This is a genomic window from Hydrogenophaga pseudoflava, assembly GCF_031020795.1.
Lineage (GTDB): Bacteria > Pseudomonadota > Gammaproteobacteria > Burkholderiales > Burkholderiaceae_C > Hydrogenophaga > Hydrogenophaga pseudoflava_A.
In genome coordinates this window covers 71366-94404 of sequence record NZ_JAVHJP010000009.1, presented here as the reverse complement: position 1 = coordinate 94404, position 23039 = coordinate 71366, and the positions used below count along the sequence as shown (strand labels likewise).

15 protein-coding genes are annotated in these 23039 nt (G+C 71.6%); 5 read left to right on the top strand and 10 right to left on the bottom strand.

Annotated features, from left to right (window positions below; translation table 11 throughout):
* Nucleotides 1-3 precede the first annotated feature (3 nt).
* From RCO38_RS22525 to RCO38_RS22505, 5 genes are all read right to left on the bottom strand, one after another.
* The gene (locus RCO38_RS22525) at nt 4-1137 is read right to left on the bottom strand and encodes an ABC transporter ATP-binding protein (protein ID WP_308330736.1); all 1134 of its coding nucleotides are present in this window, start codon (nt 1135-1137) and stop codon (nt 4-6) included.
* A 4-nt stretch (nt 1138-1141) separates the two neighbouring features.
* Nucleotides 1142-2206, bottom strand: a complete 1065-nt coding sequence (locus tag RCO38_RS22520) for an extracellular solute-binding protein (RefSeq protein ID WP_308330735.1) — start codon at nt 2204-2206, stop codon at nt 1142-1144.
* A 153-nt stretch (nt 2207-2359) separates the two neighbouring features.
* On the bottom strand, nt 2360-2824 hold the full coding sequence (locus RCO38_RS22515; protein WP_308330734.1) for a hypothetical protein: 465 nt from the start codon (nt 2822-2824) through the stop codon (nt 2360-2362).
* Nucleotides 2821-3465 carry an esterase gene (gene ypfH / locus RCO38_RS22510; RefSeq protein WP_308330733.1) on the bottom strand — a complete coding sequence of 215 codons (645 nt, stop codon included), beginning with the start codon at nt 3463-3465 and terminating at the stop codon, nt 2821-2823. Before ypfH ends, RCO38_RS22515 begins: the two co-directional genes overlap by 4 nt.
* A 2-nt stretch (nt 3466-3467) precedes the next feature.
* Entirely contained in the window at nt 3468-4274 is an 807-nt protein-coding gene (locus tag RCO38_RS22505; RefSeq protein ID WP_308330731.1) for a dioxygenase family protein, read from the bottom strand.
* Nucleotides 4275-4424: 150 nt separating this feature from the next.
* On the opposite strand from RCO38_RS22505, the gene mnmA reads away from it, so the two are divergent.
* Nucleotides 4425-5546 carry a tRNA 2-thiouridine(34) synthase MnmA gene (gene mnmA, locus RCO38_RS22500; protein ID WP_308330729.1) on the top strand — a complete coding sequence of 374 codons (1122 nt, stop codon included), beginning with the start codon at nt 4425-4427 and terminating at the stop codon, nt 5544-5546.
* An 18-nt stretch (nt 5547-5564) separates the two neighbouring features.
* Here mnmA and RCO38_RS22495 read toward each other — a convergent pair whose 3' ends face one another.
* The 4 genes from RCO38_RS22495 to RCO38_RS22480 all read right to left on the bottom strand — a co-directional run bounded on the left by RCO38_RS22495 (nt 5565) and on the right by RCO38_RS22480 (nt 10279).
* A complete protein-coding gene (locus RCO38_RS22495; protein ID WP_308330728.1) occupies nt 5565-6554 on the bottom strand; it encodes a Bug family tripartite tricarboxylate transporter substrate binding protein in 990 nt (329 codons plus the stop codon).
* 58 nt (nt 6555-6612) lie between these two features.
* Entirely contained in the window at nt 6613-7800 is a 1188-nt protein-coding gene (tcuB, locus tag RCO38_RS22490) for a tricarballylate utilization 4Fe-4S protein TcuB (RefSeq protein ID WP_308330726.1), read from the bottom strand.
* Entirely contained in the window at nt 7787-9199 is a 1413-nt protein-coding gene (gene tcuA, locus RCO38_RS22485) for an FAD-dependent tricarballylate dehydrogenase TcuA (RefSeq protein WP_308330725.1), read from the bottom strand. The genes tcuB and tcuA overlap by 14 nt, the downstream gene beginning before the upstream one ends.
* 105 nt (nt 9200-9304) lie before the next feature.
* On the bottom strand, nt 9305-10279 hold the full coding sequence (locus tag RCO38_RS22480) for a LysR family transcriptional regulator (protein ID WP_308330723.1): 975 nt from the start codon (nt 10277-10279) through the stop codon (nt 9305-9307).
* 114 nt (nt 10280-10393) lie between these two features.
* Here RCO38_RS22480 and RCO38_RS22475 point away from each other — a divergent pair, with 114 nt between their 5' ends.
* The 4 genes from RCO38_RS22475 to pbpC all read left to right on the top strand — a co-directional run bounded on the left by RCO38_RS22475 (nt 10394) and on the right by pbpC (nt 21787).
* Entirely contained in the window at nt 10394-12142 is a 1749-nt protein-coding gene (locus tag RCO38_RS22475; protein ID WP_308330721.1) for a SulP family inorganic anion transporter, read from the top strand.
* A 17-nt stretch (nt 12143-12159) separates the two neighbouring features.
* A complete protein-coding gene (locus tag RCO38_RS22470; protein WP_308330720.1) occupies nt 12160-13470 on the top strand; it encodes a sigma-54 interaction domain-containing protein in 1311 nt (436 codons plus the stop codon).
* A gap of 86 nt (nt 13471-13556) precedes the next feature.
* Nucleotides 13557-19532 carry an alpha-2-macroglobulin family protein gene (locus tag RCO38_RS22465; RefSeq protein ID WP_308330718.1) on the top strand — a complete coding sequence of 1992 codons (5976 nt, stop codon included), beginning with the start codon at nt 13557-13559 and terminating at the stop codon, nt 19530-19532.
* Nucleotides 19529-21787, top strand: coding sequence for a penicillin-binding protein 1C (pbpC, locus tag RCO38_RS22460; RefSeq protein WP_308330717.1), 2259 nt, complete (start codon nt 19529-19531; stop codon nt 21785-21787). The genes RCO38_RS22465 and pbpC overlap by 4 nt, the downstream gene beginning before the upstream one ends.
* On the opposite strand, the gene RCO38_RS22455 is transcribed toward pbpC, so the two are convergent.
* A complete protein-coding gene (locus RCO38_RS22455) occupies nt 21687-23003 on the bottom strand; it encodes a DUF3422 family protein (protein WP_308330715.1) in 1317 nt (438 codons plus the stop codon). The genes pbpC and RCO38_RS22455 overlap by 101 nt on opposite strands.
* Nucleotides 23004-23039: the final 36 nt, after the last annotated feature.

Sequence of the window (23039 nt, the reverse complement as noted above, 5' to 3'; positions counted from 1 at the left end):
TGCTCAGGCCGCGAAGCACCAGGCCTGCGATGGCTGGTAGGAAAAATGGACCGTCTCGCCGGCGCGCAGGTCGGCCAGGCGGCCGGTCAGCGGCAGCGCGATCTGCAGCGGCGTGCCGGTGCGCGCTTCCTGCACCTGCACGGTCGAATTGCCACCGTCGAACAGCACGGCCATCACGGTCGCGCTCCACGCCGGCTCGCCGGCGGGCAGCTCGCGCGGGCTGCGGCCGATCTCGATGGCTTCGGGCCGGATGAACAGGCTGGCGGTCTGGCCCTGGTCCACCGCGCCCACGCGCTGCGCCCACAGCCCCAGGCCACCGCCGGTGCGCAGCAGCACCTGGTCGCCGTTGCGGGTTTCGATCTGGCCCTCGACGCGGTTGTTGTGGCCCACGAAGCCGGCGACGAAGGCCGTCTGCGGCTGGTAGTACAGGTCCTGCGGCGAACCGAGCTGCTCGAAGCGCCCGTGGTTCATCACCGCGACCTGGTCGGACATGACCAGGGCTTCGCTCTGGTCGTGCGTGATGTAGACGAAGGTGGTGCCGACTTCGGCCTGCAGCTGCTTGAGTTCGACCTTCATGTGCTCGCGCAGCTTGAGGTCCAGCGCGCCCAGCGGCTCGTCCAGCAGCAGCAGCGCGGGTTCGAGCACCAGCGATCGCGCGATGGCCACGCGCTGCTTCTGGCCGCCCGAGAGCTGGTCGATGCGCTTGCCCTCGCTGCCGGGCAGGCCGACGCGCCGCAGCATGTCGGTGACCTTGCCTTTGGCCACACCGCTGCGGACGCCGCGCCGCTCCAGCCCGTAGGCGATGTTCTCGCCCACCGTCATCATCGGGAACAGCGCCAGGTGCTGGAACACCATGTTCACCGGCCGCCGGTTGGGCGGCACGCCGTGCATGGACTGGCCCTTGATCACGATGTCGCCCGCGTCGGGGGCGATGAAGCCCGCGATCATGCGCAGCAGCGTGGTCTTGCCGCAGCCCGAGGGACCGAGGATGGAGAAGAAGGAACCGGAACGGACGCCGAAGCTCAGGTCGTCGACCGCCGCAAACGCGCCGTAGCGCTTGCGGACGGCCTGGATCTGAAGGTCGAAGGCGCCCGCGCGGTCCGCGGCGTGCGCGGTCACGGCGGGGGCGGCGGGCATCGGCTTACTTGGCGGCCTTGATGCGGTCGAGCACGCGGCCTTCGATGTCCTCGATGCCGGCGGGCACGGCGGGGTACCACCTGATGTTCTTCAGCGCGGCCTCGGGGAAGCTGTCGGCGAACTGCTTCTTGAGCACCGGGTCCATGCCGGCGTCGCCGCCCTTGGCGGCGGTGAAGTTGCCGGCCGAGGTGGCGACCTTGGCGGCGATCTCGGGGCGCATGTTGAAGTTGATCCAGGCGTAGGCGGCCTCGTCGTTCTTGCCCTTGGCCGGCAGGGCGAAGGTGTCGACCCAGCCCAGCGCGCCGGACTTGGGCGCAACGTACTTGATGTCGGGGTTGGTCTTGTTCAGGCCCCAGCCACCGGTGTCCCACATCATGGCGGTGGTCAGTTCGCCCGAGCGCATGCCGGCCAGCAGCTGGTCCTTGCCGTCCCAGAAGAATTTCACGTTCTTCTTGCACTCGGTCAGCGCCTTGCCCACATCGTCCATCAGCGCGCCGTAGGCCTTGGCGTCGCTGTAGAGCGCGAAGGGGTTCTTGCCGGACGCGAAGGCGAAGGCGATCAGCGTGGGGCGCTTCAGGCGCATGCTGACCTTGCCGGCGTTCTCGGCGGCGCACAGATCGGTGTAATCGGCGGCCTTGCTGATCTTGGTGTTGACCACGAGACCGTCGGTGCCCCAGATGTGCGGCACGGCGTAGACCTTGCCGCCCACGGTGGTGTTCAGGCGCGTGGCTTCGAGCATCGAGGGAATGAACTGCTCGGACTTGATCTTGGAGAGGTCCATCGGCTTGTAGATGCCGAACTCGGCCTGCGGGCCTGCGATGCGGTCCTGGCTGGGCTGGGCCAGGTCGAAGCCGGCACCGGCGGTGGCGCGCAGCTTGGAGATCATTTCCTCGTTGTTCGAGAGCGTGACCTCGACCTTGATGCCGGTCTCCTTGGTGAACTGCTCCATCACGTCCTTGGGCACGTAGTCGGCCCAGGTGATCAGGCGGAGGGTCTTGTCCTGGGCATGGGCGGCGCCAACGGTCAGCAGCAGCGCGGCCAGGGCCACGCGGGAGATCTTGCTCTTCATGGGTGTGCTTTCAGGGTGGATGACGACAACATGGACCGCCGCCGCGGGATTGCGGCGGGCGTGGCGGAAACAGCGCAACGCAGAATCCGGCAAAGCCCAGCGTATGTCAAGCACGTGAAAGTCCCGTGACAGCGCGCCACGGTGCGCGCCGGTTCAGCCCGGTCCGTGCAGCGACCGCAGCCCCAGGTGGTGCATCAGTTCGCGCAGGATCAGCAGCACCGCGTCTCCTGCCGCATCGTCGAAAGCCGTGCCACGCGCCGAGGGTGCGCCGACCGCCCGGGCCGCCAGCAACTGGTACTCGCGCTCAATGCCGTCCAGGCCAATGGACCCCTGCGCCAGCGCTGCAATGGCACCGCCGCGATGCAGCGGCGCCAGACTGCGCGCACTCAATACCATGTGCGCCCCGCGCGGAACCTCGGACGCCACGCGCTCGATCGCGTCCTCCACGGTCTGGATGCCGTTTTCCACCGCCAGCGCCGATGGCCCCGACGGCGTCAATGGCCACAGCGAGGCCGAACCCACGGGCAGGGTCCAGGTGGTGCCAGTGGGGGTGTTGATCACGGTCTCGCGTGCCCCGATGTCCAGCGCGAGCCGCGGGCCGGTGCCGCAGGTGTTCACGGCGCCACCTCGTCCAGCGCACGGGCCAGCAGCGCCAGGGCGCGCGGGTCGATGCCGTGCGCGAGGCCGGGCAGCAGGTCGGCCCGCGCATCGGCGCCCAGGGCCTGCAGCTGCTGCGCGCCCTGCACACTGAACGCCGCCGGAATCACCGGGTCCTGCTCGCCGTGGATGAAGCGGAAGGCCACGCCCGCCGGCGCGGTCTGCGGCGGCGCGGCGAAGCGCCCGGACATCGCCACCACCCGCGCGGCCAGCGGCTCGCCGGCCCGCGTCGATTCGAGCGACATGATCGCCCCCTGCGAGAAGCCCGCCAGCACGGTCTGTGCCGCGCCCAGCCCGGTGTGGGCCTGCCAGCGCCGCACGGTCTCGGCAAAGCGCGGCATCACCGCCGCGATGCGCTCGCTGCGGTTGGCCTCGGTCACGCCCTGCACGGAAAACCACTGCCAGCCGCCGCCCAGGTCGGACGCGAAGGGCGACCGCACCGCCACGACCCAACGGTCCTCGCGGGCCAGCGCGGAACCCAGCGGCTCGAAGCCTTCGGGGCTCGCGCCCACACCGTGGAACAGCAGCACCAGCTGGCGCGCGGGCGCCGTGGGACGGTGCAGGACAAGGTCGCCCGCGGGTGCTTCGGTTCGTGCGTCCATGTTCAGGCCTCCACCGACGCGGGCACGTCACCGAAGCGGAACGCGTCCATGACCAGCACGCCGTGCGTGACGCCCCCGTCGATGCGCGTGGCCGGCACCTCGGCGCCAGCGGCACCGGCGGCCACCATCAGCGGCCACAGGTGTTCGGCCGTGGGATGGGCGCGCTGGGCGTGCGGCGCCATCGCCATGGTCTGCTGCAGGCGCGCGTGGTCGCGGCCGGTCACGACACCGTTGATCCAGTGCGCGAACTCGACCGCGTAGGTTTCGGCCTTGGCGTCGGGCGCGTCGAAGCGCACCTCGTAGAGGTTGTGCGTCAGGCTGCCGGAGCCGATCACCAGCACGCCCTCCTCGGCCAGCGGCGCCAGCGCCTGGCCGTAGGCGTAGGCGCGCTCGCCGTCCAGCCGCGCGGGCAGCGAGACCTGGAACACCGGCACGTCGGCATCGGGCAGCAGGTGCATCAGTGGCACCCAGGCGCCGTGGTCCAGGCCCCACTGCGTGTCGGCCTCGGCCGCGTAGCCGGCGGCGCGCAGCAGCTCGATGGCGCGCTGCGCCACGTCGGGCGCGCCGGGCGCGGGGTACTGCAGCTGGTAGAGCGCGGGCGGGAAGCCGCCGAAGTCGTGGATGGTCTGCGGCCGCGGCGTGGTGGCCACACGCGGCTCGCGCGTGGTCCAGTGCGGCGAGACGACGAGGATGGCCCTGGGCCGCGGCAGGGTGTGGCCCAGCGCGGTGAGCGCAGGGCCGGCCTGGCCAGGATCGATGGCGAAGGTGGGCGAACCGTGGGAGATGAAGAGCGTGGGCAGGCGGGACATCGCGGATTCCTGGTGGGTGGCGCCGGGTGTGGCGGCATGGGACTCACTGTAGGACCGGCACCCGCCGCCATCGTTCGAAGCCCTCGCCGGTCACGTTCCAATTTTTTGAAGCCGGGGTCGGCCGGAACACCGGCTGGGATAATCCACCCCATGGCAAACAAGCAACGTGTGGTGGTCGGATTGAGCGGGGGCGTGGACTCCGCGGTGAGCGCGCACCTGCTCAAGGAGCAGGGCTACGAGGTCATCGGCATCTTCATGAAGAACTGGGAGGACGACGACAACAGCGAATACTGCTCGTCCAACATCGACTTCGTGGACGCCGCCTCGGTGGCCGACGTGCTGGGAATCGAGATCGAGCACGTCAACTTCGCGGCCGAGTACAAGGACCGGGTGTTCGCCGAGTTCCTGCGCGAGTACTCGGCCGGCCGCACGCCCAACCCCGACATCCTCTGCAACGCCGAGATCAAGTTCAAGGCCTTCCTGGACCACGCCATGCGCCTGGGGGCCGAGAAGATCGCCACCGGCCACTACGCCCGCGTGCGCCTGAACGAGCAGACCGGCAAACATGAGCTGCTCAAAGGCCTGGACCCGCTGAAGGACCAGAGCTACTTCCTGCACCGCCTCAACCAGGCGCAACTCTCCAAGACCCTGTTCCCGGTCGGCGAGCTGCCCAAGACCGAGGTGCGCCGCATCGCCGCCGAGATCGGCCTGCCCAACGCGAAGAAGAAGGACAGCACCGGCATCTGCTTCATCGGCGAACGGCCGTTCCGCGACTTCCTCAACCGCTACATCGCCAAAGAACCCGGGCCGATCAAGGACCCGACGGGCCGCACGATTGGCCAGCACGTGGGCCTGAGCTTCTACACCCTGGGCCAGCGCCAGGGCCTGGGCATCGGCGGCATCCGCGAGAAGGGTGCGCAGAAAGGCGGCAACGAACACGAGCCCTGGTTCGTCGCGCGCAAGGATGTGGAGAAAAACATCCTGTGGGTGGTGCAGGGCCACGACCACCCCTGGCTGCTGGCGCCCAGCCTGCGCGCCGAGGATCTGAGCTGGGTGGCGGGCGAGGCGCCGACGGTGTCGGCCATCGCCGCCAAGACGCGCTACCGCCAGAGCGACGCGGCCTGCTCGCTGGCCGTGGACGACACCGGCTTCACGCTGCGTTTTGCCGAGCCGCAGTGGGCGGTGACGCCGGGCCAGAGCGCCGTGCTGTACGACGGCGAGGTCTGCCTGGGTGGCGGCGTGATCCACACCGAGGCCGCGAACGCGCCCTGAGGCGCGCCGCCCGCGGAGTCATTCCGCCGTGATCTTGCGGGCCTGTATGGTGGCGGCCCACTGGGCCGATTCCTTCTTCATGAAGGCCGCGAAGTCGGCGCGCGTGGTGGGCTGGGGCGTCAGGCCGTGGTGCATCAGGGCCTCCTTCACGCCCGGGTCGTTCAGCACCTTCACGATCTCCTGGTTCCAGCGGTCCAGCAGCGGCACCGGTGTCTTGCCCGGGGCCACGAAGGCGTACCAGTTCAGCGCCTCGAAGCCCGGGTAGCCGGCTTCGGCCACGGTGGGGATGTGGGGCAGGTAGGCCGGGCGCGTGAGGCCGGTCGTGGCCAGGGGCACCAGCTTGCCGCTCTCGATGTGGGGCATGGCCGTGGGCGGCGCCGAGAAGTAGGCGGCGATGCGCTCGCCCAGCAGGTCCTGCAGCGCGGGCGCGCCGCCTTTGTAGGGTACGTGGACCATGTCGATGCCGGCGCGCTGGTTGAACAGCTCACCCGCCAGGTGCGAGGCCGAGCCGGGGCCGGTGGAAGCGAAGTCCAGGCTGCCGGGCTTCTTCTTTTCGCGCTGCACGAATTCGGCCAGGGTCTTCACGCCCACGCCCTTGTGCACCACCAGCACGTTGGGGAAGTTGACGCCGCCCGAAATGGGCGCCAGATCGGTGAAGGGGTCGTAGGCCAGCTTCATCAAATGGGGCGCGATGGTCAGCGGACCCACCGAGCCGAACAGCAGCACCGAACCGTCGGGCGCCGCCTTGGCGACGAACTGGTGCGCGATGTTGCCGCCCGCACCGCCCTTGTTCTCCACGATCACCGACTGTCCGATGTTCTCGCCCAGCTTCTTGGCGATCAGGCGCGCGGCCGAGTCGGCCGCGCCGCCGGCCGCGAAGCCCACCACCAGCGTGACCGGCTTCTTGGGCGGGAAGTCCTGGGCCTGGGCCGACGTGTGAACAAGGCCTGCCAGCGACAGGGTGGACAGGGCGAGCGCGGTGGCGCGCAGGAAGGCTCGTTTGGGCATGGCAAGGTCTCCTCGGTGAGGTTCGTGGGGGGGAACAAGGGATGCGGGCGCAGGCCGCTCAGTCGGCGCCCAGGCCGATGGGGTTGGGCTGGCGCTTCTCCACCGCGTGGCGCAGCAGGGCGGCGGTGCGGAAGATGCCGTGGCCGAACTTGCCGTAGGGCAGCGTGGCGAACAGGGCCATCACCGCGCCCAGGTGCAGGCACAGCGTGAGCGCCAGGGCGGGGGTGCCGCGCGCCGCCCACAGGGCCAGGCCGCTGGTGGCGGTGAGGAACAGCAGGGCGATGAAGCCGCGGTCCATGGGCTTCTGCGCGGCGTCGCCGTGCAGCGGGTGGCGCCGCAGGTTCAGCCGCCACAGGCCCGCGGTGCCGATGGCCAGGCTCACACCGCCCGCCGCGCCCAGCAGCTTGGGCAGGCTGGGCAGGTCGTAGGGCGCGGGCAGGTCCAGCAGGTAGTGGTAGAGCGTGGCCACGCTGGTGGCCGCGAAACACAGCAGGAAGCCGTAGAAGGTGAGGTGGTGGTAACGCCGGCGCGCCAGCGTGTGGGCGTCGTCCTCGTTGTGGCAGCCGTCGCCGTGGCCTCCGTCCAGGTACTTCAGGCGCAGCACGGCACCGGTCGCCTCGGTGGTGGCCGGGGCCGACAGCGGCGCGCCGCTGGTGGCGGGCGTGATCTCGCGCCAGAAGCGGCGCACGCCCAGGCCCAGCGCCAGCGTGGCGAACCCGAACACCGGCGCGAACAGGCCCACCAGCAGGTTGTGCGGGAACAGGCCGTAGAAGTCGCTGCCCGGCGCGCTCCACAGCGCGCCCAGGCCCTGCCCCTGCAGCACCACGGCCAGCACCAGCACCAGGAACAGCGCCAGCCCGGCGGCCAGCGCCAGCGACAGCGTGAGCCCCTGGCGCTGGTAGAGCCGGCCCAGCGCGGGCGGCCAGGCGTAGTCCGCATAGGTCTGGCCGCGCACCTGCGCCATGGCCTGCGGCACGTTCACCGCAAACTCGTGCGGCGGCGCGTACTGGCAGGCGTGCAGGCAGGCGCCGCAGTTGTGGCAGAGGTTGGCCAGGAAGTGGATGTCGGCCTGGCCGAAGGCGAGCCGGCGCGTCATGGCCGGGAACACGGCGCAGAAGCCTTCGCAGTAGCGGCAGGCGTTGCAGATCTGCATCTGGCGCGCGACCTCGGTTTCGGGCGCGGACAGCACGACCTCGCCGTTCGCCAGGGCGCGGGCGTCGCGGGCCAGGGCTTCAAGCGTGTGCATGGCGCGCTCCTTTCCGCACGGCCTGCGCGGCCTGGGTGCCCGCGATGCGGCCGAAGGCGGTGCCGATGCTCATGCCCACGCCCGCGGTGTAGCCCTGGCCCAGCACGTTGCCGGCCATCATTTCGCCGGCCACGAAGAGGTTGTCGCTCGGCCGGCCGCCGAAGTGCACCGCGGCGGTCTCGTCGGTCTTGAGTCCGAGGTAGGTGAAGGTGACACCGGGCTTGAGCATGTAGCCGTAGAAGGGCGCGGTGTCGATGGGCCGGGCCCAGTGGGTCTTGGCGGGCGCCACGCCTTCGGTGTGGCAGTCGTCCAGCGCGGTGTGGTCGAAGGTGCCGACGCGGCAGGCGGCGTTGTAGTGATTCAGGGTCTGCATGAAGGTGGCCTGATCGAGGCCGAGCTTCTGCGCCAGCTCGGGCAGGGTGTCGGCCTTCACGCCGTCGAACACCGGCGGCATGAAGCGGCCGATGGCCTTGGCGTCGATGATGGAAAAACCCACCTGACCGGGCTGCTGCGCCACCAGGCGGCCCCAGATGGCGTAGCGCTTGGGCCAGAAGTCCTCGCCCTCGTCGTAGAAGCGGCGCGCCTCGCGGTTGACCACCACGCCCAGCGACACGCAGTCGATGCGGGTGCAGATGCCGCCGTCGTAGAGCGGCGCGCGCGCGTCGATGGCCACCATGTGCGCCTGCGTCGGGTCACCGATGGCGTCGGCGCCGAGGGCCAGCAGCTGCCTGAGCAGCACGCCCTGGTTGAAGCGCGTGCCGCGGATCAGGAAGTTGTCCGACGGCCATTCGCCCCGGGCGTTCTGGCCCCAGGCCTCGCGCAGCCAGTCGCGGTTCGACTCGAAGCCGCCGGCCGCCAGCACGCAGCTGCGCGCGGTGATGCGCTCGCCCTTCACCCAGGCGGCCACGAAGCGGTCTCCGTCCAGCTCAATGCGGTCCACCGGCGACCCGTAGCGCACCTGCACGCCCAGGCGCTCGGCGCTGCGGAAGTAGGCGTTGACCAGGGCCTTGCCACCGCCCATGAAGAAGGCGTTGGTGCGCGCCGTGTGCAGCGCGCCCGAGAGCGAGGGCTGAAAGCGCACGCCGTGGCGCACCATCCAGGGCCGGCAGGAGGCCGAGGCGCGGATCACCAGCCGGGCCAGCGCTTCGTCGGTCTTGCCGCCGGTGACCTTGAGCAGGTCCTGCCAGAACTCTTCCTCGGGATAGGCGTCGACCAGCACGTCCTGCGGCGCGTCGTGCATGCAGCGCAGGTTGCGGGTGTGGGCGGAATTGCCGCCGCGCCATTCGCGCGGCGCGGCTTCGAGCAGCAGCACGCAGGCCCCGGCCTCGCGCGCCATCAGCGCGGCGCACAGGGCGGCGTTGCCGCCACCGATCACCAGGACATCGGGGTCCGTTGACATGGGTCTCCTTCGTGTTCTCTCGTGGGGCGCCGGACCACATCCGGCACACGAAGAACTGTAGGAAGACCGCCGCCCGCTGTGCAGCGGGCCTGGGTCATGGGGGTATCACGGGTTGTGATGGGTGTCGGGCAGTGCCGCCAGCGCCGTGGCGCCGGCCCAGCGGCCCTCGCCCAGTAGCGTGCGCACACAGTCCTTGAGCACCACGCGCGCGGCCAGCGCGGCCGGCGAGAGCTCGTCTTCCGACAGGCTGCACAGCAGGTTCACGCGGCGCGCCGGCGCGTCGGCGACGCGCGCGCACTGGAAGCGCTGCGCCGCGTCCGGGTAGCGGCCCAGCGCCGCCCAGGGCTGCAGCGTGGCGCCCAGGCCGGCATCCACCGCGGCCATCACCATGGCCAGCGAATCCACCTCCAGCACCACGCGCGGCGAAATCCCCGCGCCCGCGAAGGCCGTGTCCAGCGTGCTGCGCAGACCGTGCGGCCCGGTGGGCAGGATCAGCGGCACCTCGGCCAGTCCGGCGATGGCGATCTCGGCCGGCAGGCGCGGCGCGCCCGCGCGCTGCACCAGGAACAGGTCTTCCTCCAGCAGCGGCATCACGCTCCAGCCGCGCCCGCCGCCGTCCTGCCGGGTCTGGTGCAGGCGGGTGTCGAACAGCACCGCCAGATCGAGCTGGCGGGCATTGAGCATGGCCGTGAGGTGGCCCGACATGCTCTCGACCATGTGCAGGCGCACGTCGGGGTAGCGCTCGCGCATGGCCTGCATCAGCGGAAGGCCCAGCACGGCCGAGGTGGTGGGCGCCAGCCCCACCGACACCGAGCCCGACAGGCGCGCCTGCTGTGCGGCCCGCATCGCCTGCTCGGCGTGGCGCAGGGTCAGCTGGGCCTCGCGAAAGAACGCCACGCCCGCCTCGGTGGGCGCCACGCCGCGCGGTGTGCGATGCAGCAGGCGGGTGGCGAGTTCGCTCTCCAGCCGGGTGATCTGCTGGCTCAGCGCCGACTGCACCAGGTCCAGCTCGATCGCGGCGCGGCTCATCGAGCCCAGCTCGACGATGCGCACGAAGTACCGCAGCTGACGCAGTTCCATGGGGTGGCCTGTGGTGGTGGTCCGCCCGCCGTGGCGGCGCGGGGTTCGGGGTGGCCGCCAGTTTATCGGCCGTCCGTGAAAATACCGCCACCACCACCCGCAACGCCTGCCCGCATGCACCTGCCCCTGACCGACTGGTTTCCCATCCTGCGCTGGGCGCGCGGTTACGGCCGCGCCACCGCCGTGGGCGACCTGACCGCGGCGGCCGTGGTGACGCTGCTGCTGATTCCCCAGAGCCTGGCCTACGCCCTGCTGGCCGGCATGCCCGCCGTGACCGGCCTGTACGCCAGCATGCTGCCGCTGGTGGTCTACGCCCTCATGGGCACCAGCCCGGTGCTGGCCGCGGGTCCGGCCGCGCTGCGCTCGATCATGTCGCTCGCAGCGGTGGGGGCGGTGGCCAGCGCCGGCGGTGCCGACTTCATCGCCGCCTCGCTGCTGCTGGCGGTGCTGGTCGGTGCCATGCTGCTGGTGATGGGGGCGCTGCGCATGGGCTTCATCGCGGGCTTTCTCAGCGCGCCGGTGCTCTCGGGCTTCGTCACCGCGTCGGGCCTGCTGATCGCCATGAGCCAGCTGCCCCACATGCTGGGCACCCCGCTGCGCAGCAGCAACCTGCTGCTGTTCGGACAAAGCCTGTGGCAGCACGCGGGCGACCTGCACCCCCTGACGGTGGCGGTGGGCCTGGCGGCGCTGCTGGTCCTGGCGGCGGCACGGCGCTGGCTCAAGCCGGGCCTGCTGCGCGCCGGTCTGTCCGCCGGAGGCGCCGACCTCGCGGCCAAGGCCGCGCCGCTGCTCATCCTGGCCGGGTTCATCGCGCTGTCCTGGTGGCAGGACTGGTCGGCACGGGGCGTGGCCGTGGTGGGCGAGGTGCCGCGGGGACTGCCCTCGCTGAGCGCCGGGGTCTTGCTGGGCGTGGACCCGTCCGTCCTGCGCGCACTGTTCCTGCCCGCGCTGCTGATCGCCATGCTCACCTTCGTGGAACAGATTTCCATCACCCAGGCGTTTGCCGCGCGACGGCGCGAGCGGGTGGACAGCGACGCCGAGATGCGGGCCATGGGCGCCGCGAACATCGCCGCAGGCCTGACCGGCGCCCACGCGGTGGGCGCCAGCTTCTCACGCACGGCGGTGATGCACGAGGCCGGCGCGCGCACCCCGGCGGTGGGACTGATCACTGCGCTGCTGCTGGGCGTCACGGCCCTGTTTTTCACGCCCTGGCTGCACCACCTTCCGCTGTCGGTGCTGGCGGCCACCATCGTCATGGCGGTGGGCAGCCTCGTCGACGGGCGCAGCTTCGCGCGCACCTGGCGCTTCTCGCGCGCCGACTTCGCTGCCCAGGCGCTGACCTTCGCCGTCACGCTGCTGGTGGACCTGGTCAGCGGGCTGGCGGTGGGCGTGCTGGCCTCGCTCACGCTGCACATCTGGCGCAGCAGCCGCCCGCACATCGCCGTGGTGGGCCGGGTGCCCGGCACCGAGCACTACCGCAACGTGCTGCGACACGAGGTGGTGACGCAGCCGCACATCCTGGGCCTGAGGGTGGACGAGAGCCTGTTCTTTGCCAATGCGCGCTACCTGGAGGACCGGGTCTCGGCCGAACTGACCGCCCATCCCGACGTGCGCCACGTGGTGCTGCAGTGCACCGCGGTGAACGACATCGACGCGAGCGCGCTGGAGAGCCTGCGCAACATCCACCGGACCCTGCAGGACGCCGGCATCTGCCTGCACCTGAGCGAAGTCAAAGGCCCGGTGATGGACCGCCTGCGCCGCAGCGACTTCCTGGAGCGGCTGTCGGGGCGCGTGTTCCTCACGCACCACCAGGCCATCAGCGCGCTGGACGAGCCCGCGCAGGACCCCGCGGCCCAGATCTGAATCCCGCAGGTACCCCCATGAAACCCCTGCCCGAACTCACCGCCTTCCTCGAAGGCCTGCCCGAGCCGCACATCCTGTTCGACGCGCAGTACCGCATCCTGGCGGCCAACGCCGCCTACCGGCGCCAGTTCAGCCCCGAGCGCAGCGTGGTCGGCCGGCGCTGCTACGAGGTCTCGCACCACTTCGCCGTGCCCTGCGACCAGGCCGGCGAGTCCTGCCCGCTGGCGCAGTCGAAGCTCTCGGGCCAGCGCGAGCGCGTGCTGCACCTGCACCACACGCACCGCGGCGAGGAGTACGTGAACATCGAGCTCTCGCCCCTGCCGGGCGCGGACGGGCAGCCGGCCTTTTTCGTGGAGAAGATGGAGCCGCTGCGGGTGGCCCAGGGCCAGCCGGCGGCGCAGGGCCTGATCGGCCGCTCGCCCGCCTTCCAGCGCATGCTGGGCCTGGTGGCGCGCGTCGCGCCCGCGCCGGCCACCGTGCTGCTGCTGGGCGAATCGGGCACCGGCAAGGAGCTGGTGGCGCGCGCCATCCACGAGGCCAGCCCGCGCGCCAGCAAGCCGCTGGTGCCGGTGGACTGCTCCAGCCTGCCCGAGACCCTGTTCGAGTCCGAGCTCTTCGGCCACGAGCGCGGCGCCTTCACCGGCGCGACCACCGCCAGGGGCGGCCTGGTCGAGGCGGCCAGCGGCGGCACGCTGTTCCTCGACGAGGTGGGCGACATCCCGCTGGCGATGCAGGTCAAGCTGCTGCGCCTGCTGGAGACCGGCATGTACCGGCGCGTGGGCAGCACCGAGCCGCGGCACGCCGACATCCGCGTGGTCTCGGCCACCCACCGCGACCTCGACCGCATGATGGCCGAGGGGCGCTTCCGCGAAGACCTCTACTACCGGCTCTCGACTTTCCCGATTCCGCTGCCGCCGCTGCGCGAGCGCGCGGGCGACCTGGCCCTGCTGGCCGAGGCGCTGCTGGAGCGGGTGGCGGCCCCGCGCCGCCTGCGCCTCGCGCCGGCCGCCCTGCGGCTGCTGGAGGCCCAGCCCTTCCCGGGCAACGTGCGCGAGCTGCGCAACCTGCTGGAGCGCACCGCCCTGCTGTGCGACGGCGAGGTGATCGAGGCGGCGCATGTCGAGGAGGCCATCGCGACCGGCCGGCGGCCGGGCCGAGCCACGACCGGGCCGTCGGCACCGGCCACGGCCGGCGACACGGTGCTTGCCGCGAGTCGCGAGACGCTGCGCGCCATCGTCGCTGGGCACCGGGGCAACCGCGCCGCGCTGGCGGCCAAGCTGGGCATCAGCGAACGCTCGCTCTACCGCAAGCTCAAGTCCCTCGAATGAGCGCCGAGGGTGGTCCATCGAGACTGCCCACGCCGGGGCATCTGCGTTAGGCTCCCACCCATTCCAACAAGGGTCGGGGTGGCAGCATGGTGTTCCGTGTGCGTGGTGCGCTGGTGGGTCTGGGTCTGGCGGCGGCCGGCGGTGCGTGGGCGGTGCAGATCACCGGCCTGAGCCCGCAGGGGGAGGTGTCCCGGGTGCGGCAGGTGGTGGCGAATTTCGACGCGCCCGCGGTGGCCTTCGGCAACCCGAACGCGGCGGCGCCGCTGCAGCTCAGTTGCAACGAGCCCCAGGCCTCGGCGGGCACCGGCCGCTGGGTCAACGAGCGCCGCTGGGTGTACGACTTCCAGCAGATGCTGCCGCCGGGCGTGAAGTGCACGCTGCAGGTGGCGCCGGGCTTCGCGGCGCTGGGTGGCCAGCCGCTGTCCGGCCCGCAGCGCTTCGCCTTCGAGACCGGCGGCCCCGTGGTGCGCCAGAGCGCGCCATCCGACGGCCAGACCATCGAAGAAGGCCAGTACTTTCTGCTGCGCTTCAACGGCGCGGTGTCGCCCGAGAGCGTGCAGGCGCACGCCTGGTGCGGTATGGACGGACTGGGCGAGCGCATTGCGGTGAAGCTGATCACCGGCGCCGAGCGCGAGCAGCTGGTGCAGGCGCGCGGCTGGAACCGCCAGGACATCCCCGCCGACCAGGTGGTGGCCCTGGCCTGCCAGCGCCAGCTCACGCCCGCCGCCAAGGTGAAGCTGGTGCTGGGCAAGGGCGTGGCCACGCCGGGCGGTGTCGCGACCCGGCAGGACCAGCGCCTGAACTTCGCCGTACGCGAACCGTTCAGGGTGACGTTCAGCTGCGAGCGCGAGAACGCGCAGTCGCCCTGCCTGCCACTGCGCGGCATGTCGCTGCGCTTCAACGCGCCGGTCACGGCGCAGCAGGCGCTGGAGATCCGGCTGCGGCCTGCGGCAGGCGGCGAGGCGCTGCAACCCAAGCTGGAAGACGGCGCGCAGGGCGACGACGCGGTCGACGGCGTGGACTTCGCGCCCACGCTGACCGAGAAGGCCAGCTACACGGTCGAGCTGCCCCAGGGCCTGGTCGACGCCTCGGGCCGCGCGCCCGCCAACGCGAACCAGTTCCCGCTCAAGGTGTCGACCGGCCTGATGCCACCGCTGGTGAAGTTCGCGGCCGCGCCCTTTGGCGTGGTCGAGCGTCTGGCCGAACCCGGCGGCGCGGCGCTGCTGCCGATCACGGTGCGCAACGTCGAGCCCGAGCTCAAAGCGCTGGGCCTGAGCGTGAGCGGCAGCCAGGTCAGCGACCTCAGGCTGTCCACCGACGCGGAGATCATTGCCTGGTACCAGCGGGTCGCCACCTTCCACGAAGGCTCGGTCGAACGCCAGCTGGCGGCCCAATGGGCGAAGACGCCGCTGCCCAAGGTGATCGACAAGGACAACGGGGACTGGGTCGAGTCGCGCATGCTCGGCCTGCTGCAGGGCCTGCAAGGCGTGAAGCCGCTGGGCCTGCCCCGGGCGGCGGCGGGCGACCCGCGCCCGATGGAGGTGGTGGGCATTCCGCTGCAGCCGGGTTTCCACGTGGTCGAGATTGCCTCGCCGCGACTGGGCCGCTCGCTGCTGGACGAGCGCCATGGCGAGGGCCGCACGATGTACGTGCGCAGCTCGGCCCTGGTGACCAACCTGGGCGTGCACTTCAAGCTCGGGCGCGAGAACGCGCTGGCCTGGGTGACGACGCTCGACAAGGGAAAGCCGGTGGCGGGCGCGGCGGTGCAGGTCTCCGACTGTCGCGGCAAGCCGGTCGCCAAAGGCCAGACCGATGCGCAGGGCGTGGTGAAGCTCGACGGCATCCCGGGCCGTGCGCCGGTGTGCCAGAACGGCGAGGCCGAGGACGGCGACTACGGCGGCGCCTGGTTCGTCAGCGCGCGCGCGAAGTCGGCCGACGGCGTGGACGACCTGGCCTTCACCTGGAGCGACTGGAACCGCGGCATCGAGGCCTGGCGCTTCGACCTGCCCACCGGCGACCTCGCCAGCGCCACGCAGCGCGCCCACACCGTGCTGGATCGCGCCCTGCTGCGCGCGGGCGAAACGCTGTCGATGAAGCACTTCCTGCGCACCGAGGACATGAAGGGCTTCCACGTGCCCGACCTGAAAAGCGGCGAACTCATCATCACCCACCAGGGCAGCGGCCAGGAGTTCCGCCAGCCCGTGGCCTGGCGCAAGACACCGACCGGCGGCCTGAGCGCCACCAGCGAATTCGCCATTCCGCCCTCGGCGCGGCTGGGCGTCTACACGGTGCAGCTTGCGCAGTCGCTGGGCCGCCAGGGCACCGAGATCCTGGACAGCGCGCAGTTCCGCGTCGAGGAATTCCGCCTGCCGGTGTTGCAGGGCCAGCTCAGCGCCAACGACAAGAAGCCCCTGGTGGCGGCCATCAGCACGCCGGTGGACCTGCAGGTGAGCTACCTCTCGGGTGGCGGCGCGGGCCACCTCGCGACCCAGGTCTCGGCGCTGATGCGCCGCAAGTCGCTGTCGTTCCCCGGCTACGAGGGTTTCAGCTTCGAGCCGCCGCGCGCGGCCGGCCGCGCGCAGGGCAGTCCCGACGAGGGTGAAGACGGCGCCGACGCGGCGCAGAAGCTGGTGGCGGACAAGCTGCCGCTGACGCTGGACAGGAACGGCCGCGGCCGCACCGACCTCAAGGACCTGCCGGCGGTGACATCGCCGCAGCAGCTGCTGATCGAGGCCAGCTACGCCGACCCCAACGGCGAGACCCAGACCCTGCGCCACGTCACCACGCTCTGGCCCGCCGCCGTGGTCGCCGGCATCAGGACCGAAGGCTGGGTCTCGACCCGCCAGCAGGCGCGTTTCCAGGCGCTGGCGCTCACGCTGGAGGGCAAGCCGGCGGCCAATGTGGCGCTGGAGGTGCGCGCTTCGGTCAAGACCACGACCACCACACGCAAGCGCATGGTCGGCGGCTTCTACACCTACGACAACAAGACCGAGTCGAAAGACCTGGGCAGCATCTGCTCGGGCCAGAGCGATGCGCGCGGCCTGCTGCTGTGCGAAGCGAAACTCGACGACGCGGGCGAGGTCGAACTGACCGTGTTCGCCAAAGACAGCGAGGGCCACACGCACCAGAGCGCCGCCTCGGTCTACGTCACGCGCCAGGGTGAACTCTGGTTCGGCGGCGAGGACCACGACCGCATGGACGTGGTGCCCGAGAAGAAGCGTTACGAGCCCGGCGAAACCGCGCGGCTGCAGGTGCGCATGCCGTTCCGCTTCGCGACCGCGCTGGTCAGCATCGAGCGCGAAGGCATCATCGACACGCGCGTGGTCCAACTCAACGGCGAAGACCCGACCATCGACCTCCAGGTGGAGCCCGGCTGGGGGCCGAACGTGTACGTGAGCGTCATGGCCCTGCGCGGTCGGCTGCGCGAGGTGCCCTGGTACAGCTTCTTCACCTGGGGCTACCAGGCGCCGCGCGAGTGGTGGACGGCGTTCTGGTACGAGGGCAAGGAATACGTGGCGCCGACCGCGATGGTCGACCTGAGCAAGCCGGCCTACCGGCTGGGCGTGGCAGAACTCAAGGTCGGCACCGCCGCCCACGAGATCCAGGTCAGCGTGAGCACCGACCGCGAGGCCTACCCGGTGCGCGGCCAGGCGCAGGTCACGATCCTGGCCAAGCTGCCCAACGGGCAGCCCGCGGCCAACGCCGAGGTGGCGCTCGCCGTCGTCGACCAGGCCCTGCTCGAACTCGGCCCCAACCCGACCTGGGACCTGCTGGCCGGCCTATGGCAGCGGCGGAACTGGAGCGTCGAGACGGCGACCGCGCAGATGGAGATCATCGGCCGGCGCCACTACGGCCGCAAGGCGATCTCGGCCGGCGGTGGTGGCGGCCACAGCCCGACGCGCGAACTGTTCGACACCCTGCTGCTGTGGAAGCCGTCGGTGGTGCTGGATGCCCAGGGCCGCGCCACGGTGAGCGTGCCGCTGAACGACGCGATCAGCAGCTTCCAGGTGGTCGCCGTGGCCGACTCGGGCCCGGGCCTGTTCGGCAGCGGCCAGACCAAGTTCCGCGCCACCCAGGACCTGCAGATCATCAGCGGCCTGCCGCCGCTGGTGCGCGAGGGCGACCGCTTCATGGCGCAGTTCAGCCTGCGCAACACGACGGCGCAGCCAATGAAGGTCAACGTCAGCGCACGCGCGACCCTGGTCGAGACGCCGGCGCAGACGGTCGAGATTCCCGCCGGTGAAACCCGCGAGGTGAGCTGGGACGTGACCGCCCCAGTGCCGCTGGGCCTGGGCCGCTTCGAGGCGCTGCTGTGGGAGGTGACGGCGCAGGACCAGAACGGCCAGGCGCGCGACGCGGTCAAGCTCAGCCAGCGCGTGCTGCCGGCCGTGCCGCTGACCGTGCGGCAGGCCACGCTGGCGCAGATCGACGGACCGCTGACGGTGCCGGTGGCCGCCCCGGCGGACGCCCTGACCGACGCCCAGGGCACGCTGCGCGGCGGCGTCCGCATGAGCCTGCAACCCACGCTGACCGAGGGCCTGCCGGCGGTGCGCGAGTGGTTCGTGAACTACCCGTTTGCCTGCCTGGAACAGAAAACCTCCAAGGCCATCGGCCTGCGCGATCCCAGGCTCTGGCAGACCGTGCTGGCGCAGTTGCCGACCTACCTCGACAGCGACGGCCTGGCGAACTACTTCCCGCCGCGCGACGGCGACCGCCCCGCGGGCAGCGACACCCTGACCGCCCACCTGCTCGCGGCCACGCACGAGGCGGCGTCGCTCGACCCGGCCTGGGCCCTGCCCGACGCATCACGCGCGGCCATGCTGCGCGGGCTGGAGAACTTCGTCACCGGCAAGATCGAACGCAGCGTCTGGAGCCCGCGCCAGGACCTGGACCTGCGCAAGCTCGCCGCGGTGGAAGCGCTCTCGCGCCACGGCCGGGCGAATCCGCGCCTGCTGCAGAGCATCGAGATCGCGCCCAACCAGTGGCCCACCCACGCCGTGATCGACTGGCTCCATGTGCTGCGCCGCGTGAGCGACATCCCGAAGCGGGACGAGAGGCTGGCCGAAGCGAACCAGATCCTGCGCGCGCGGCTGTCGTACCAGGGCAGCAAGCTGGTCTTCAGCACCGAGGCCGACGACCAGTGGTGGTGGCTGATGCAGAACGGCGACGTCAACACCGCGCGCCTGCTGCTGGCCGTCATGGACGACCCGGCCTGGAAGGACGACATGGGCCGCCTCGCCAGCGGCTTCATCGGCCGCCAGCAGCGCGGCACCTGGCAGACCACCACCGCCAACCTCTGGGGCGGCCTGGCGCTGCAGAAGTTCTCGGCCCGCTTCGAGGCTGTGCCGGTGACCGGCAGCACCCGCGCCACGCTGGGCGCCGCCAGCGCCGCGGTCGACTGGAGCAAGGTCACCCGCGCCGACCCCAAGGCCCCCGTGGCCGCGGGCTTCGCCACCGTCGGCCCCACCAAGGCCGACCCCAACGGGCCGACCGGGCCGTGGCGCCACAACAGCGCGACCCTCGCCTGGCCCAAGGACGGCGCCGCGTCGCTGGTGGTGCAGCACCAGGGCAGCGGCAAGCCCTGGGTCACGCTGCAGGCGCTGGCGGCCACGCCGCTGAAGGCGCCGGTCTCGGCCGGCTACACGGTGACCAAGACCATCACCCCGGTCGAGCAGGCCGTGGCCGGGCGCTACAGCAAAGGCGACGTGCTGCGCGTCACCATCGAGGTCAACGCCAGCACGGACATGACCTGGGTCGTGCTCAGCGACCCGATCCCGGGCGGCGCGACCTTGCTGGGCAGCGGCCTGGGCCGCGACTCGGCCATCGCCACCGCAGGCGAGAAGCGCTCGGGCAGCGGCTGGCCGGTGTTCGAAGAGCGCAGTTTCGAGGCCTTCCGCAGCTACTACGACCACCTGCCGGCCGGCCGCTTCAAGACCGAGTACACGGTGCGGCTGAACAATGTGGGCCAGTTCGCGCTGCCGCCCACACGCATCGAGGCGATGTACGCGCCCGAGGTCTTCGGCGAGCTGCCCAATGCGCCGGTGAAGGTGGAGGCGAAGTGAAGCGCCGGGCGCTGCTGGTGGGGGTGCTGGCCGGCGGCATCGCGCTGCCGGCGGCGGCCCTGCCCGGCTTCGCCGAGGTCAAGGCCGCGCACCCCACGTCCGAGACCCGGTTCATCGACCGCCACGGCGAGCTGCTGCAGCGCCTGCGCACCGATCCGACGGTGCGCCAGGGCGCCTGGGTGGCGCTGCCCCAGGTCTCGCCCGCGCTGCGCAGCGCCCTGGTCTACAGCGAGGACCGGCGCTTCTACGAACACAGCGGGGTCGACTGGCAGGCTGTCGCAGCCGCCGCCTGGGGCAACCTCTGGAACACGCGCACGCGCGGCGCCTCCACCCTCACCATGCAGCTGGCCGGCCTGCTGGAGGGCGACCTCAAGGCCGGCGCCGAGGGCCGCCGCTGGACGCAGAAAGCCGGCCAGGCGGTCTGGGCGAAAGGGCTGGAGACGCGCTGGCGCAAGGACCAGATCCTGGAGGCCTACCTCAACCGCGTGCCGTTTCGCGGCGAGCTGGTCGGCATCGACGCGCTCTCGCGCAGCCTGTTTGCCAAGGCGCCGCACGGCCTGAACAACGACGAGGCCGCGATCACGGCCGCCCTGGTGCGCGCACCCAATGCGACGCCCGAGCGCGTGGCCGCCCGCGCCTGCGAGGTCCAGCAGGCGATGGCACGCGCACAGGGCGCCCAGGCCGACTGCCTGTCGGTGCGGCTGCTGACCGGCAGCGTGCTGCGCGAGCGGCGCTGGGCTGCCAGCGAGGGCGATGCACCCCATGCGGCGCGCCGCGCGCTGGCCGAGTGGCGCCAGCAGGCCGGCGGCCGCGCGGTGCCGCCGCAGGTCCGCACCACGCTCTGGGCGCCGCTGCAGCGCGAGGCCCAGACCCTGCTGCAGCGGCAATTGCGCTCGCTGCAGGGCCGGCGCGTGGAAGACGGTGCGGTGGTGGTGCTGGACAATGCCAGCGGCGAGGTGCTGGCCTGGGTCGGGTCGTCGGGCCTGTTGAGCCAGGCGGCCGAGGTCGACGGTGTGACCGCGCTGCGCCAGCCCGGCTCCACGCTCAAGCCCTTCCTCTACGCGCAGGCCATCGCGGAGAAACGCCTGAGCGCGGCCTCGCTGATCGAGGATGCGCCCACCCACATCCCGACCGCCGCCGGCCTGTACATCCCGCAGAACTACGACCGGAACTTCCGCGGCTGGGTGTCTGTGCGCACGGCCCTGGCCTCGTCGCTGAACATCCCGGCCGTGCGCACTCTGGCCATGGTCTCGCCCGAAGACTTCGCGGCCCAGCTGCTGCGCCTGGGCCTGCCGCTGCGCGAAAGCGGCGACTACTACGGCCTCGGCCTCGCGCTGGGCAGCCCCGAGGTTGGCCTGCTCTCGCTGGCCAACGCCTACCGCACGTTGGCCAACCAGGGCCGTCACAGCCCGGTCGCGCCCCTGCTGGCCGGCCCGCGCGGCGCGGTGCGCAGCGAGCCGGTGCTCAACCCCGGCGCGGCCTTCATCGTGGGCGACATCCTGTCGGACGCCAACGCCCGCGCCGCCACCTTCGGCACCGACAGCCTGCTGGCCACGCGCGTCTGGACCGCGGTCAAGACCGGCACGAGCAAGGACATGCGCGACAACTGGGCCGTGGGCTGGTCGCAGCGCTACACGGTGGGCGTCTGGGTCGGCAACGCCAGCGGCGCGCCCATGGGCGAGGTCAGCGGCACCACGGGCGCAGCGCCGGTCTGGGCCGGCCTGATGCGCTGGCTGCACGAACGCCAGCCCAGCCGCGCGCCCTCCCCACCGGCCGGCGTGGTGGCGCAGGCCGTGCGTTTCGGCCAGCAGCTGGAACCGTCCCGACGCGAGTGGTTCATCGCCGGCACCGAGCAGCCGCTGTTTGCGCTCGGCACCGACAGCGACAGCGGCGCGCCGGAACAACGTCCGCGCATCCTCAGCCCCACCACCGGCACCATCCTCGCCCTCGACCCCGACATCCCGCCCAGGCACCAGCGCCTGACGCTCAAGGCCGAGGCGGGCCACGTGCGCTGGCGCCTCAACGGCCAACCGCTCGGACGGGGCCAGGAACTGCAGTGGATGCCCTGGCCGGGCCGGCACCGGATCGAGCTGGTCAACGCCCGCGGCGAGGTGCTGGACCGCGTGCGCATCGAGGTGCGCGGGGCGGGGGTCGTCAGTGCTCCGCGTGCAGCTTCTCGTGGATCTTCTTCGTCGTCCACCAGACCGACCACAGCACCAGCGGAATCGCCGCGCCGGCCAGCAGCTCCGGCTTGACCGGCAGGCCCATCTCCTTGCCGGCCTTGCCCAGGTAGAGGATCAGGCTGATCACGTAGTACGAGATGGCCGCGATAGACAGGCCTTCCACCGTGCTCTGCAGGCGCAGCTGCAGTTCCTGCCCTTTGGTCAGCTTGGCCAGCAGCTGCTGGTTCTGCTCTTCGGTGGCGATGTCCACCCGCGTGCGCAGCAGGGCACTGGTGCGCGTCACGCGGTCGGACAGCGAGGCCAGGCGCTGCGCGGTCGACTGCACCGTCGCCATGGCCGGCGACATGCGCCGCTGCATGAACTCGCCCAGCGTGCGGGTGCCGTGGATCGGCTGCTCGCGCAGCTCGGCGATGCGCTCGCGCACCAGGGTGTCGTAGGCGCGCGTGGCCGAGAAGCGGTAGCTGTGCTCGGCGGTCGCGCGCTCGACGCCAGCGGCCAGGCCGATCAGCGTGTCCAGCAGGGCCTGGTCGGTGTTGCTCTTGTTCTCCAGCTGCGCCGTGATGTCGGCCAGCGCGCCTTCGCTGTGCGAGAGCAGCGGCCCCAGCGCCTTGGCCGCGGGCAGGCCGCGCAGCGCCATCAGGCGGTAGGTCTCCAGCTCCAGCAGGCGCGCGGCAATGCGCCCGGCGCGCGTCTCGGAGGTGCCGGGCGGGCCGATCACCAGCACGCGCTCGAAGCCGTCGGGGCGCAGCCAGAAGTCGGTCACCGCGACCGAGTGGCCCCGGTTGCCCATGAGCGAGGCGACCACCGTGTGGTCGCCCAGCCAGTGGCGCGCCTGCGCCAGGGTGTCGTGGGGCGAGCTGATCGCGCCCTCGACCATCACGAGGTGGATCGCTGCGATGGTCCGCCCCGGCAGGCCGGCCAGCCAGCCCGGCGGCGTCGCCAGCGCGCCCAGCAGGTCGGGATCGGTCGCGCCCAGGCCCGCACCCGCGGGCAGCGGCTGCACGATGGAATAGCGGGTGAACTCGGTGTGGCGCTCCCACTTGAGCGTGTAGCCCGGCAGGCGCAGGCGCAGGAAGCTGGCCTTGAGCTGCTCGACCGACAGGCCCTCCTGACCGGGCAGGCGCCGCAGGTGCTCGCACTCCTGTTCGCGTGAGACATCCCCGTTGGTCAGGGCCACGTAGGTCACGAGCGCCGGCAGCCGGATGCGGGCCGGCGGCCGGGCATGCACCTCGTTGTGCAGCAGCTCGCGCTGCGGGTCGTTGGCGGGCAGCAGGGGGGTCGGATTCATCAGACCGATTGTGCCGAGGCTTTGCCCGCAACGGGC

Coding starts and splice junctions, on each gene's coding strand:
- RCO38_RS22525 (WP_308330736.1), bottom strand. CDS start 1,137: ATGCCCGCCGCCCCCGCCGTGACCGCGCACGCCGCGGACCGCGCGGGC.
- RCO38_RS22520 (WP_308330735.1), bottom strand. CDS start 2,206: ATGAAGAGCAAGATCTCCCGCGTGGCCCTGGCCGCGCTGCTGCTGACC.
- ypfH (WP_308330733.1), bottom strand. CDS start 3,465: ATGGACGCACGAACCGAAGCACCCGCGGGCGACCTTGTCCTGCACCGT.
- RCO38_RS22505 (WP_308330731.1), bottom strand. CDS start 4,274: ATGTCCCGCCTGCCCACGCTCTTCATCTCCCACGGTTCGCCCACCTTC.
- mnmA (WP_308330729.1), top strand. CDS start 4,425: ATGGCAAACAAGCAACGTGTGGTGGTCGGATTGAGCGGGGGCGTGGAC.
- RCO38_RS22495 (WP_308330728.1), bottom strand. CDS start 6,554: ATGCCCAAACGAGCCTTCCTGCGCGCCACCGCGCTCGCCCTGTCCACC.
- tcuB (WP_308330726.1), bottom strand. CDS start 7,800: ATGCACACGCTTGAAGCCCTGGCCCGCGACGCCCGCGCCCTGGCGAAC.
- tcuA (WP_308330725.1), bottom strand. CDS start 9,199: ATGTCAACGGACCCCGATGTCCTGGTGATCGGTGGCGGCAACGCCGCC.
- RCO38_RS22480 (WP_308330723.1), bottom strand. CDS start 10,279: ATGGAACTGCGTCAGCTGCGGTACTTCGTGCGCATCGTCGAGCTGGGC.
- RCO38_RS22475 (WP_308330721.1), top strand. CDS start 10,394: ATGCACCTGCCCCTGACCGACTGGTTTCCCATCCTGCGCTGGGCGCGC.
- RCO38_RS22470 (WP_308330720.1), top strand. CDS start 12,160: ATGAAACCCCTGCCCGAACTCACCGCCTTCCTCGAAGGCCTGCCCGAG.
- RCO38_RS22465 (WP_308330718.1), top strand. CDS start 13,557: ATGGTGTTCCGTGTGCGTGGTGCGCTGGTGGGTCTGGGTCTGGCGGCG.
- RCO38_RS22455 (WP_308330715.1), bottom strand. CDS start 23,003: ATGAATCCGACCCCCCTGCTGCCCGCCAACGACCCGCAGCGCGAGCTG.